Below are 12825 nucleotides of genomic sequence, written 5' to 3'. Positions count from 1 at the left end.
ATGTAGCAAGTTATGAGTGGACAGGCCACGTTTCAACAAGGACGCTACCAAGTACGCAACGAGCTTTTTCGCGATGAATGCGGCGTGATGTATTTGGCGGTCGATGGCAAGATGGCAGGCCGCGAAGTTGGCTTGCGCCAACTCAATGATGGTGTTTTAGATCCAACCTCGTTGCAACGTTTGGCGCAATTAAACCAAGCTGCCTTGCCCTCAGTTTATGATTTATTCGAGGAGCATGGTCAGCGCTATTTGGTGTTGGAGTATCCGCGCGGTCAAACTTTGGCCGATATGGCGCTTGGGCCGCGTTTGCGCGAGGGCGTGGTGCTAGCTTGGGCCAAGCAAATTGCCGAAGGTTTGCGCTATTTGCATAGCCAAGGCTTTGTCCATGGCGATATTCAGCCGCAAAATATCGTGCTGCAAGATGGTCGCCGAATTAAGTTGCTTGGTGGTTTGCCCGCTGGCTGCCCCAAAAATGCTGGTTCGCGCTATGCTGCGCCCGAAATTTGGAGCGGCGCGACGGCTACGCCAGCTTCAGATATTTATGCTTTGGGCGCGACGCTGCACCACTTGCTTACTGGCACTGACCCCAATACCCAGCCCTTGATGGCTTTTGCTCCGCCCGATGTGCGGCGGCCTGATCTTTCGCCAGCAGTTTCGCATGCGATTGTCAAAGCCCTGAGCCAACAACCACAACAACGCTTTGCCAATATCGAGCAATTTGTGGTGGCCTTGAGCCAAACCAGCAGCACCCACGAATCGGCGGGCGATTTGCCAGTGATCGGTTTTACGCCCTCGATTTTGCCCAGCACTCCTGCCGATGGCCCAACTCAACGCTATGTACCCTCGGAAAGCTCGCCAATTCCTGTGCCACCTGGGCGTGGCTCCACTGCTCAATACGATCAGGCGATGCTTGAGCAATTGCTGATTCCCGATCGTGACGTTGGGCCAGCACCTTCGATTTTGCCCAAACGCCCAGCCCAGCAAAATAGTCGGGCTGGGTTGATTGTGCTAGGGGTGTTTATTGGCTTAGCCTTATTAGCTGGCGCATGGCTGTTATTCAAGCCCAAGGGCAATGCTTTTGTTAATGCCACCCAGGTTGCCAACAACGGGTTGCCAACTGTCACCCGTGATGAGGGGATTTTGCTGAGCGATAGTGCCAAAACCGCCACCGCCTTAGCCGCAATTCCGCCTGCAACCCAAATTCCAACCCTCGATGTGCCACGGGCGACTGCTGATGCGATTCAAACATTCACAGTCGCAACCCAATTGGCCTTCGACGATGCGCTTGAAGCACGCTACCAACGTGGGACAGCCTACGAAGAAACTGGTCAATATGGCTTGGCGTTAAGCGAATATGACGAAATTTTGCGTCAAGATCCAACATATAAAGATACTCAGGCGCGGCGCGACCGGATTAAGATTTTTCTTGATGCGACGGCAACCGCTGGCCCGCAACAAACCACGATCGCTGGCGGCACTGCTACCGCCGTTGCTCAACCTAGCCCAACTGCCTTGCCAGCTACCCCAACTGCCACACCCGTTGGCCAAATCGTTGGCGATAGCTTCGATGACAGCACACTTGATCCACGTTTGTGGGCTGGCGAAACTCGCGATGGCTCAATTCAATTAACTAATGGCGAATTGCAACTGGCGGCGGCTAGTGCCACCTGCTATCCAGTGGTACGCACGATCACTGATACGCTATTTCCGGCGAATAACTTTAGCTTGAGCGTGACTTTCCGCTACTCCGATGTCACCGCTTTGGGCACGGGCTTTATGCTGGCTGATGCGATGGCTACGCCCTGTGGCGATACCGATCGGGCGGGTACAAGTTGGGGCGGCATTTGGCAAGACGAAACTCAAGGGCTGATCGTCGAATTCCATCGCGATCAAACCGCTGATAACGAATTAAAAGATATTCGTTTGCCCTACAGCAACGGCCAAATTGATACAACCGAACATACCTTAACCATCCAACAGCGCAACGGTCAGCAAACCTTCATTCTCGATGGCAACGTGCTGTTCACTGAACAAGCTGGCGGACAACCCAAGGTGCTTTGGTTTGGCAACCCAAGCCGCACCGCGATTGCCTCGCCGTGGACAGTGCTAAATATTCTGAGTGTTGATCTGCGCGAAGAACCATAACCACGTTTAAGTGTTAAGCCTCTTGCCTGAATAAGGTGAGAGGCTTTTTTTGATCGATACAGCAGCACATAGGTAAAATATTCCTTTTCAGCCAATTACAACGATGGATTAATGTGCAGAAATTTGTGCTAGCCCGACCATTTAAACTATATTTTGATGATTGAATCGACTATAATAGCAATGTTATGGTTAAGTAGCTGTGTGGTGAGGCAATTGGCATGTTGAAAAGTGGCACAATTATTCAGGATCGCTACACGATTGTGCGGCCCTTAGGCAGCGGCGGCTTTGGGGCGGTCTTTTTGGCCACCGATGGTCGTTTGGGCCAGCGCAATGTGGCGATCAAGTATTTTGCTACTGCCCATATGCGCCCCGATGAACTCGATTCGTTGGCGCATTTGTTTCAGCAAGAAGCTCATACCTTGGCTAGTTTGAGCCACCCCAATCTCGCTCCGGTGCTCGATTATTTCGCGGTTGATGATGGTTGGATGTTGGTGATGGGCTATGTGCCGGGCGAGTCGTTATCGGCCTTGCAAAAACGGCTCAACGGCCCCTTCGGTGAGCAACAGGTGATCGATTGGGCGATTGAGTTGTGCCATGTGTTGGAATATTTGCATAACCAACGCCCGCCGCTAATTTTCCGCGATCTCAAGCCTGCCAATATTATGCGCACTCCCGAAGGCAAAGTTATTTTGATCGATTTTGGGATTGTGCGGCGCTTCAAAGAGGGCCAGCATCAAGATACGATTCAAATTGGTACGCCGGGCTATGCGCCACCTGAGCAATATGGCGGCCAAACCGAGCCGCGCTCCGATTTATATAGCCTTGGCTCGACGATGTATGTGCTGTTGACCAACGAGCGCGTGACCAGTGGTTTGCGGTTGCCGCCAGTTAGTCAAAGTGTTGAGTGGGTTTCGCCAGGGCTTGATGATTTGATTACCCAGTTGACTTCGCTGCATATTGATCAACGACCTGCTTCGGCTGCCGCTGTGCGTGCCGAATTGGAGCGGATTCGCGATACGCCAATTGTACCAATCGCCGATCCATTTGCGATTGTGCCGCAAGCTGCACCCTACCGCAATGCCGAAGCGCCAACGCGGGTCAATCCACAGGTGCAACAACAGCAGAGTTATGAGCAGGCTAGCGTTACGCCCCAGCCAATTCAAGCAACTCCACAGCCTGAGTTTAGCCCACGCAAAGCTCAAATTTGGCCATGGCTGTTGCTGCTTGTGCTGTTGTTTGGTGGTGGCGGGGCAGGCTGGTGGTATCTAAATCGCTCAACCACGCCAGATCAACCGCTCATTGTGCCAACCTTGCCTAGTGCTTTGCCTGATAGTGCTGAGGGCGATTTGATTATATCCTCGCGCGAAGGCAACAGTGGAGCCTACAATTTGCTCAGTTTGGATATTCCGACAGGTTCGGTGAGCGCAGTTGTGCCGCATCACGATGATAATGCCATTGCCTCGCGGCGACGGAGTGATGGCCGTGTGGCCTATTCGCATGGGGTTGATGGGCTAGAGCAAATTTTTACGATTAGCGCTAATGGCAGCGATGAGCAGCAATTGACCAGCGCCCCAGGCGAAAGCCGTGCCCCGCGTTGGTCGCCTGATGGTAGCAAAATTGCCTTCGAAAGCGACCGCGATCGCAGCAATAACAATAGTTTTGATATTTATATTATAGATGCCGATGGCTCGAATGTGCAGCGGGTGACGGCGGAAGGTGGTTGGCAAGGCGGCCCCGCCTGGTCGCCCGATGGCACAAAGCTGGCGTTTCATAGCCAAACCAGCGGCCTCTATGAAATTGTGGTGCTCGATTTAACCACCAACAAGCAATATTTGTTGGCCAGCGTCGATGATAGCGCTTTTTGGGCCGATTGGTCGCCCGATGGTCAGACGATTGCCTTTATGACTGGCGATAACGATAGCCGCACCAAAATTTACACCGTACCAACCAGCGGCGGCGAACCACGTGAGCTAACCAACCTTGGCACTGGCAAAAACCGTTGGCCACGTTGGTCGCCTGATGGGCGTTATTTGGCCTTTGAAAGCTATCGCAACGATCATTGGGGCATTTATCTGCAACATTTGGCAACTGGCAAAGTTGAAGCACTCTCCGATGGCACGCGCCACGATCGCTGGCCGTCATGGTAATGCGGGTATAATGGGGTCAGAGGTCAGGGAGCAGGGGCCAGAAATTAGACTTGTACGTACTTCGAGCTTTTTGTGTCCTTCGTGGATCACGGTTTTAACGCAGAGGCGCAGCGCTATTTATCAGGTATAGTCTACTGAAACAATCAACGGGTTTGGCAAAGACGGTGGATTGGCACGGAAAACTGATCCCCGACCCCTGACCCCTACTTAAAACTATGCGCGAACGTTATCGGTTTGTCGAACAACTTGGGAAAGGTGGTTTTGCTACCGTTTGGCTCGCCTACGATCAACAGATCGGCGGGCTATGTGCGGTTAAGCAAAGTATTGCCGCCGAACCAGAAGTTGCTGAGATGCTCGAAGCCGAAGCCACGATTTTAGCTGGCTTGGCGCACCCCTCATTGCCGCGTATTCGCGATCACTTTGTGCACGAAGGGCGTGCCTGTGTTGTGATGGATTATATCGAGGGCGTTGACCTGAGTGTGCTGCTGGCAACCGAGCACGATGGGATTGCGCCCAAGCGGGTGGTTGAATGGGCACAACAATTGTGCACTGCGGTGCAATATATTCACACCCTGCCTCAACCTGTGCTACACCGTGATATCAAGCCATCGAATATCAAGCTCACGCCCGATGGTCGCTTAGTCTTGATTGATTTTGGGATTGCGCGTGATCTTAAGGTTTCGAGCTTGGGTTTGCGGCGGGCGGTGACTGCTGGTTACTCGCCGCCAGAGCAATATCGTGGCCAAACTGATGCCCGTTCGGATATTTATGCTCTAGCAGCAACGATTTACGCCTTACTGACTGGGCGTGCGCCGCTGGCAGCTCCCGCCCGCTTGATTGGCGAAAGCTTGCCTGCACCATCGGCCTTGCGCCCCAGTTTGCCCAGCGCTTTAGATCAGCCGTTGTTGCGCGGTCTGGCCTTGGAGCCAGCAGATCGTCAGCAATCGGCAGGTCAGTTGGCCTTAGAATTGATGACTGCTTGGCGTTCGGTGCAGCCAGCTAGCCCCAAATTGCCCAATATTCGCACAAAACCGTTGATTCAAACCCGAACTTGGCGGCATTGGCTGGGGCTGGGTTTGGTTGGCAGCCTTAGTTTGGGTGGTTTTAGTGCAACGATTTGGAGCTTGCTCAATCAGCAAAATTCGGCTGAGGCCTCGCCCAATTGGCAAACCTATTTTCCAGCCTTGTTGAATAATAGTGCAACTTCGGCTCCGTTGCTCACGCCAACCCCAGTGCCAACCAGCACACCCGCGCCAACTGCTACGCCCGCCCCAACTTCGACTATCCAGCCCTTGATTGCTGGATTAACTGGCTATTTCTTTGTGGGCATGCGCGAAGATGATGGCGATTATCAAATTTATCGGATTCCGGCGATGGGCGGCGAACCCCAGCAATTGACCACGCTTGGCTCAAATTATGGAGGAGTCGTGTCGCCCGATGGCCATCAAATCGCCTTTACCTCCGAGCGCGATGGCCGTGAGCAAGTCTATGTGATGAAGGTTGATGGTAGCGATCAACGGCGTGTGACCAATGACCCTGGGCGTTGCGAATACCCAAGTTGGTCGCCTGATGGCAAACAGTTGGCCTATGCCCATCGGCGGCTTGATGATTTGAAGGAAAATAGTTCAACCATCTACATCCAAGCGCTTGATCAACCTGAGGGCCAGCAATTAACTAAAATGTGGGGCACAATGCCAACTTGGGGCCAGCAAGGGATTGTGTTCACCAGCCGCGATATTGTTGAGAATATCGAGCAACTTGGTTTGGCAATTATTCAGCCTGATGGCAGCAACTTGAAAATTATCAACCCAACCCGCGACCGTGACGAACATTATGCCGAATGGTCGCCTGATGGTAAATATATTGCCTATGTGGCTGGCGATAGTCAGCGCACAATCACCCGCCAAATTTGGGTGATGAACGCCGATGGCTCCAATCCGCACCCGCTGACCAAGGGGCTTGGTGGGGTAACTCAGCCGCGTTGGTCGCCCGATGGCAAATGGATTGTCTTTTTGGCTAAGTGGGGCATGCCCGACGATTTGCAAAATAATCGCCCGCGCTTCAATGTGTGGGTTGTCTCGACCGAGGGCGGGCCAGCCAAGCCCTTTACAATCTCCGAGGCCAATAAATTTGGGCTAGGTTGGGGGCCACGCTAGGCTGCATCGACCAAGGTGGCTGGGTTGTGGGGCAAGGGTTCGCAAGCCAAGGCCAACGGAAACGCCACATAAAAGGTTGTGCCTTCTTCCTCTATACTCTCAAAATAGATTGAGCCATGATTCATTTCAACCAAGGCTTTGGCGATCGATAAGCCTAAGCCTGTGCCACCTGCGGCGCGTGAAAGTGGATTATCGTTGCGAAAAAAGCGCCCAAAAATGCGCGGCTGCTCGCGTAGCGAAATTCCAATTCCGGTGTCGCGTACCACCACTAACACATCATCGATCCGTTGCTGCACTTCAAGTTGAATCTGGCCATGTTCAGGGGTATATTTGATCGCATTGCTAATCAGGTGGTGGCTAATTTGGCGAATATGCAGCGGGTCAAGGCTCAACAGCGGTAATTCATTCGGCAATAAACAATCTAATTGCAATTTTTTACGCTCAGCGCGTGGCCGAAATTCATCAAGCACTGCGCTCAATACCTGGCGCAAATCAACTGGCTGCGGCGTATGCTCATTGCGTTGGATTTCCAGCCGCGCCAAATCAACCACATCGTTCATCAACTCGGTCAGTCGTTGGATGTTGCGCCCAATGCCTTCGATATAGCTAATTTCTTCGGCACTAAAATGCTCGGGGTTGCTCCACAGCAGCATATCGGCAAAGCCACGAATGCTAGTCAACGGCGAACGCAATTCATGGGCAGCCAAAGCCATAAAATCGCTGCGCAAGCGTTCGCTCTCGACGCGGGCACTAATATCTTGCAAAATTGCCACCGCCCCAATCCGTCGATCGTCAATCCAGATTGGGTTGGCACTGAGGCGATAGGTGCGACCAGCAAAACAGACGCGTTCGGCAGGCTTGATATGTGGGCGACCAAGCGCTTGATCCAAGGCTGGTTGCACGGCTTCGAGTGCGGCATAAAAGCGCAAACTCAAGTTGGGCTGTTCGTGGTTGGTTTGCAGGCGTTCAGCTTCGGCCATGGCAATAATGTTGTAGGCAGCAGTATTGAGCAAAATAATTTGACCAAGCTGATCACAGACGATCACGCCATCGTCGATTGCCGCCAAAATTGCCCGTTCGCGCTGGGTTTCGCGGCGCTGGGTATCGAGCAAGTTGGTAAAATGCTCGGCGGCCAAATTGATCGATTGCGCCAATTCGCCCAACTCATCAGTGCCTAAATTGGGTGCTCGCACACTTAAATCGGCGGTTGCTAGCACATCGACGACGGCAGTTAATTGCTGAATTGCGCGGCGTTTACGTTGGAGCATGACGATTAAGCCAATTTGCAACAGCAGCCATAATGCCCCAAGGCTGATTAAAAACCAATGCCACCAATCGAAACGTGCCAGCCAAAGGCCATAGCCAATTAAACCAAGCCCCAAGACCCCAACGGCGATTGCCATCAGATAGACCAACCGAATTAGCTGATTGAGCGCCAACCCACCGCGTGCGTGCAACTGCATAGCCATTCTCATTACTCAAATTGCCCAATGCTAGCAGCCCAAAGTTAAGCCTTGATTATGGTCGTGTTTAAGCTATATTTTACATTTTGGGCAATATTGAGTATTGGCTAGATTCGAGTATTATTTAAACCAAATGCAGCCATCTGTTGATGGTATGGAGAGCCAAATCGATGAGCGAACAAAGCGATGCTCCCAAGCCAATTGTGATTAAACAAAAACGGGGATGTTTGGCCACCCTGGTGGGTTCGGCTTTGACGATTATTGTGAGTGCTGGACTGGGGGCGGCATTGGCGCTCTTGGTGATGTGGTATGGCCCACGCAATTTTGGGGTTAGTTTTCCCGATAGCACTGGGCGGATTGCTGCGCTTGAACAAGCCCAACAAACCGCAATTATCCAACAGACCGATCAAGCGGCAACCTTGCGTGGTTTAGCCGATTTACGTGGCTCGGTCGATGGCTTGCGCGAGCGTGTGCAAACGATTGAGAGCAAGCTTAATACCCGCGAAACCGACCTTGATAGCTTGCAAAAACAAATCGATTCGAATCTTGATAGCTTATTAGCAATTCAATCGCGACTGAATGAGCTTGAATCGATCCCTGCCAATGCAGCTTTGACCAATCGGCTGGATAGCGTTGAACAAGATTTAGCCAGTATTGGCAGCACTTTGGAGCGGCTACGAATCGCTTTAGGGGCAACTTTACCAACCGCTAGCCCACAACCAACCATCACCCCAACTCGTTAAGGAGCCAACTATGCCTCAACAACAATCGATTGTTCGCTCGGTGCGCAGTAATCGCCATACAACCACGATCGATATTGGTGTGATCGGTCAAATTGTTCAGTCGGTCAGCGGTTCGATTGAAGGCATTTATGAAACTCAACTCGAAAGCGCTGAGCTTGTGGCTGAAGGTCGGGCCGAAAACGAGCCAAAATCGAGCGAAGAGCCGCAAACTCGCTTTGATGAGCGAGCGAGCATTGTCTTGCATCTCAAATTAATTCCGTTTATCAATGAAGCATTGCCTCCAATCGTCAATGCGTTGCGCAAACGGGTGATCGAAAGCATTCAGCAATATACCGAGCTGAATGTTCACGCCGTGCATATTCATATTGCTGGTTTGTGGTATCGCTAATAGAACATATCAATTAGGGGGCTGGGCATCGGGGGTCGGGAAGCTGGATATTCACCTACTTCGTGATCGTCGGGTGCTTCGTAGTTTCAGCCCTTTGTGAACCTTCGTGTCCTTCGTGGATCGCTATTTAACGCAGAGGAGTGATGGCTATTGGCTGAAGGCTCTCGGCTATCGGGGAATAGTTAGAAACTTAAAATCTATAGCCAATAGCCAACAGAGCTTCTTCTCTCAGCTATTCCATGACTGGGTTAAACCGCCAATTCCTGATGCCTAACGATGTTCTGTATCGGGTACAATACCAACCATGTACAACGATTATGCAACAATTTACCGTCAAGCTGGCCAGAGTTGGCTCAGCTTACACATGCTCAATTGGCTTTTGGCTTGGCTTGAACAGCAGGCTTGGTGTGGTAGCTCGGTGCTCGATCTTGGTTGTGGCACAGGCGATGCAGCGGTGGCTTTGGCCCTACAAGGCTATCAGGTCACCGCAATCGATCGCTCAGAAGCGATGTTAGCCCAAGCTCGCTTGCATGGCGAGTTGCAACACGCTACAGTCAATTGGCAACAGGCTGATTTAACCACATGGCAGGCTGGCGCAGGCTACGATTTAATTATCAGCCTGTTTGATACATTAAATTATGTGCTTGAGCCAACCCAGTTAGGCGCTCTGTTTCAGCAAATTGCCCGCTCGCTCAAACCACAGGGCTGGTTGGTATTCGATCTGAATACGCCATTGTTGTATGCGACTTGGCCGGAGTGCAACCACGTAATCGTTGATCGCGATGATTTATATATCTACAATGTGCTGGATTTTGATGATGAAGCGCAGATTGGCATCGGAAGAATTGTCTGGTTTCAGCGCCAAGCTGAGGCCTGGCAACGTGGCAGTGAAACCCATTTGCAAGCAGCCTATAGCGATCAGCAGATTGTTGAATTATTGGCGGAGGCTGGTTTAAGCGTGGTTGCTCGCTTGAATCGTGATGGTGAGCAGGCTGATTTAGTTCAAGCAACGCGGGTAGTGTATTTAGTGCAAGCAAGTGATGTGCATAACCACAGCGCTGCAATACCCCCGATTCTGGATTAGCCGCCATCTATCTCCGCAGTTGCGGGCGATCCCTAGTCGATTGGGTGTCACCCAACGTTCCGGTTTCGCTGCGATGTGAACGAACGCCGTGATCCAAACGAGTTGCCTCTCTCACAAGTTTAGCCCGTCCCACACACCTTGCCCTTCAAGGGTCAGCGCAGTCACCTAGCCACGCTCATTGCTGAGGCATGCTGGTGGTCTCTTACACCACCGTTTCAGCCCTTACCACCAGCCAAATGGCCGATGGCGGGAATATTTGCTGTTGTCGGCTTGCGTCACGAGCCAGTTACCCAAACTCGCGCCCCTGTTTACGGTTTCACAGGGTAACTTGTCCACCACGTGGGTGGTCGGAAGGGTCGGGAAGTTGCCTCTAGCTTGCGCCAGCGACGGCTACATTGCTATGATTATGCACAGTCGTTGATCATAATCGGCTTTTAGGCACTTGTCAATTGTAGTTATGCGCAATTTCGCATAGAATGCTGCTAGCAACCGCTTAACTGCAAAGGAAGCATCACTGTGGATGAACGTTTAGCACTCATGAAAGCTTTGACCGATGCATCGGGCGTACCAGGCAACGAAGGGCCAGTTCGGGCTGTTATGGCCGAGGCTTTGGCTCCCTATGGCGAATTGATTAATGATCAGCTTGGCAGCGTTGCCGCCCGTAAAGCTGGCCCCGAAGGTAGCCCAACAATTCTGTTGGCGGGCCACCTTGATGAAGTGGGCTTTATGGTAACCCGCATCACCGACGATGGTTTTATTAAATTCCAAACCCTTGGTGGCTGGTGGGAATTGGTGATGTTGGCACAACGGGTGCAAATTGAAACCCGCAATGGGCCAATTGCTGGCTTAATTGGCTCAAAGCCGCCGCATGTGCTCTCGCCTGAAGCACGTAAAAAATTGGTCGAAAAGAAAGATATGTTTATTGATATTGGGGCGAGCTCAGCCGCTGAGGCCCGTGAATGGGGCGTGCGCCCAGGCGATTCGATTCTGCCAGTGTGCCCGTTTACACCTTTGCACAACTCTAAAATCGTCATGGCCAAGGCTTGGGATAATCGCTTTGGTTGTGCGGCAGCGGTTGAAGTGTTACATGAATTGGCCAATCAAAGCTTGCCCAACACGGTCGTGGCTGGTGCAACCGTGCAAGAGGAAGTTGGTTTACGCGGCGCGGCAACCCTTGCCAATGTGGTCAAACCTGATATCGCGTTTGCAATCGATGTGTGTATTGCTGGCGATACTCCAGGCATTAGTAAAGATGAAGCTCAATCCAAAATGGGTGCTGGTCCAGTCTTGTTATTGATGGATAGCAGTGTTATTCCAAACCCTCGGCTGCGCGATTTGGTGGTTGATACTGCCGAAGAATTGGGAATTCCCTACCAATTTGATACGATGCCTGGTGGTGGTACCGACGCAGGCCGCTTCCATTTGAATAATGCTGGTGTGCCATCGTTGGCGCTGGGCGTGGCAACCCGCTACATCCATACCCATGCTTCGTTGTTGCATCGCGACGATTTTGATCAGGTGGTGACCTTGCTGGCCGCCGTGGTGCGCAAGCTCGATCAAGCCACTGTCGATTACATCAAGACTGGACAATCAGCCTAAATCTATTCTAAGTTACAGCTTGCCATATAAAGACGCAGGTTCCACCATGGAAAGTAAGCACTTCCATGGTGGAACCTGTGTTTTGCAAGCAACCCTGCTTCAAGTGCTTGAAACAGCGCTTCGGCCAACGATTGGGCTAAGCTTCGTTATACCGCAACTCCGCTTGGGTTGAGAATCACAATCTTAGTTTCTTCGTCTTCGCGCGGCAGGGTCGAGGGTGTGAACACCGCTTTATCAAGGGTTTCGTATTCCTTGATTCCCATCTGGTGCACAAACACGCTCAATGGCTCCAAATCAAGCGCTTCGAGTCGTTGTTGCTGATTGTCGTTATACAATGGCACAACCACTTTAGGGGCAATTTCGCTGATAATTTCGACCATGCCATCGGGCTTGATCACATGATTGCCATTGCCAACGGGCACAAACAGCACATCGACTGAGCCAATTTCATCGAGTTGGCTAGCAGTTAGGCCATGGCCCAAATCGCCCAAATGGCAAAAAGCTACATCATCAATATACATCACATAAATTGTGTTATGGCCATGCTTTTTGCCCTCGCCATCGGTATGCGCTGTACGAATACCACGAATTAAGATATTGCTAACTTCGTATTCGCCTGGCCCATCGGCCACAAACAGCGTATCGCGCAATGGCTTGACCACTTCGACATTATTGTGATCAGCTTTGTTATGGCTGATGGTAACAACTTGGGCAGTTGGCTTGCCAATATCAAAGCCCACCGATTGATCGCAGGGATCAAGCACTACAATGCCTTCACGACCGCGAATCCGCACGCTGGCATGCCCTAAATACAGTATTTCTGCCATGATTTCCTTCCTAGATAGCCCGTTCGTTAATGACGCTTCGCCAGTGTTAAAGCTCTATATGCTAGCTGTAATGGTTTATGGGGTTAACAATCAGTTCTCCTGTGCCCTCACCCCCAACCCCTCTCCCACTGCGGCGGGCGAGGGGCGCACTCCGAGCGCGGTTCCCCCTCGCCTCGCGGGCGGGAGGGGGGTTTAGGGGGTGAGGGCATGGAGTTCATTGCCAACCCAATGAACCATTACAGCTAGCACATATTTTCGTTAATAATTATACCA

The 12825-nt window shown here is 51.8% G+C and carries 9 protein-coding genes; 7 read left to right on the top strand and 2 right to left on the bottom strand.

The window, feature by feature from the left end; all coding sequences use genetic code 11:
* Positions 1-12: 12 nt before the first annotated feature.
* From ABEB26_RS14905 to ABEB26_RS14895, 3 genes are all read left to right on the top strand, one after another.
* Complete coding sequence (locus ABEB26_RS14905; protein WP_345722828.1) at positions 13-2145, top strand: protein kinase domain-containing protein; 2133 nt, start codon at positions 13-15, stop codon at positions 2143-2145.
* A gap of 218 nt (positions 2146-2363) precedes the next feature.
* Positions 2364-4292 (top strand): protein kinase domain-containing protein, encoded by a 1929-nt coding sequence (locus tag ABEB26_RS14900; protein ID WP_345722827.1) that lies wholly within the window; start codon positions 2364-2366, stop codon positions 4290-4292.
* A 215-nt stretch (positions 4293-4507) separates the two neighbouring features.
* Positions 4508-6448, top strand: coding sequence for a protein kinase domain-containing protein (locus ABEB26_RS14895; protein ID WP_345722826.1), 1941 nt, complete (start codon positions 4508-4510; stop codon positions 6446-6448).
* Here the strand turns inward: ABEB26_RS14895 and ABEB26_RS14890 are convergent.
* Positions 6445-7911, bottom strand: coding sequence for a HAMP domain-containing sensor histidine kinase (locus ABEB26_RS14890; RefSeq protein WP_345722825.1), 1467 nt, complete (start codon positions 7909-7911; stop codon positions 6445-6447). The genes ABEB26_RS14895 and ABEB26_RS14890 overlap by 4 nt on opposite strands.
* Before the next feature lie 170 nt (positions 7912-8081).
* Between ABEB26_RS14890 and ABEB26_RS14885 the strand changes: the two genes are divergently transcribed.
* From ABEB26_RS14885 to ABEB26_RS14870, 4 genes are all read left to right on the top strand, one after another.
* Positions 8082-8654: a hypothetical protein gene (locus tag ABEB26_RS14885; protein ID WP_345722824.1), complete on the top strand. Its 573-nt coding sequence runs from the start codon at positions 8082-8084 to the stop codon at positions 8652-8654.
* Positions 8655-8664: 10 nt separating this feature from the next.
* On the top strand, positions 8665-9042 hold the full coding sequence (locus ABEB26_RS14880) for an Asp23/Gls24 family envelope stress response protein (protein WP_345722823.1): 378 nt from the start codon (positions 8665-8667) through the stop codon (positions 9040-9042).
* 304 nt (positions 9043-9346) lie between these two features.
* A complete protein-coding gene (locus ABEB26_RS14875; RefSeq protein ID WP_345722822.1) occupies positions 9347-10126 on the top strand; it encodes a class I SAM-dependent methyltransferase in 780 nt (259 codons plus the stop codon).
* Between the two features lie 537 nt (positions 10127-10663).
* Positions 10664-11725 (top strand): M42 family metallopeptidase, encoded by a 1062-nt coding sequence (locus tag ABEB26_RS14870; protein WP_345722935.1) that lies wholly within the window; start codon positions 10664-10666, stop codon positions 11723-11725.
* 146 nt (positions 11726-11871) lie between these two features.
* On the opposite strand, the gene ABEB26_RS14865 is transcribed toward ABEB26_RS14870, so the two are convergent.
* Complete coding sequence (locus ABEB26_RS14865) at positions 11872-12552, bottom strand: MBL fold metallo-hydrolase (protein WP_345722821.1); 681 nt, start codon at positions 12550-12552, stop codon at positions 11872-11874.
* Positions 12553-12825: the final 273 nt, after the last annotated feature.

Source organism: Herpetosiphon gulosus (genome assembly GCF_039545135.1).
GTDB lineage: Bacteria > Chloroflexota > Chloroflexia > Chloroflexales > Herpetosiphonaceae > Herpetosiphon > Herpetosiphon gulosus.
The sequence above is the reverse complement of the archived record's forward strand: the minus strand, read 5'-3'. Positions and strand labels throughout refer to the sequence as shown.

Coding starts and splice junctions, on each gene's coding strand:
- ABEB26_RS14880 (WP_345722823.1), top strand. CDS start 8,665: ATGCCTCAACAACAATCGATTGTTCGCTCGGTGCGCAGTAATCGCCAT.
- ABEB26_RS14905 (WP_345722828.1), top strand. CDS start 13: ATGAGTGGACAGGCCACGTTTCAACAAGGACGCTACCAAGTACGCAAC.
- ABEB26_RS14895 (WP_345722826.1), top strand. CDS start 4,508: ATGCGCGAACGTTATCGGTTTGTCGAACAACTTGGGAAAGGTGGTTTT.
- ABEB26_RS14890 (WP_345722825.1), bottom strand. CDS start 7,911: ATGCAGTTGCACGCACGCGGTGGGTTGGCGCTCAATCAGCTAATTCGG.
- ABEB26_RS14900 (WP_345722827.1), top strand. CDS start 2,364: ATGTTGAAAAGTGGCACAATTATTCAGGATCGCTACACGATTGTGCGG.
- ABEB26_RS14870 (WP_345722935.1), top strand. CDS start 10,664: ATGAAAGCTTTGACCGATGCATCGGGCGTACCAGGCAACGAAGGGCCA.
- ABEB26_RS14865 (WP_345722821.1), bottom strand. CDS start 12,552: ATGGCAGAAATACTGTATTTAGGGCATGCCAGCGTGCGGATTCGCGGT.
- ABEB26_RS14875 (WP_345722822.1), top strand. CDS start 9,347: ATGTACAACGATTATGCAACAATTTACCGTCAAGCTGGCCAGAGTTGG.
- ABEB26_RS14885 (WP_345722824.1), top strand. CDS start 8,082: ATGAGCGAACAAAGCGATGCTCCCAAGCCAATTGTGATTAAACAAAAA.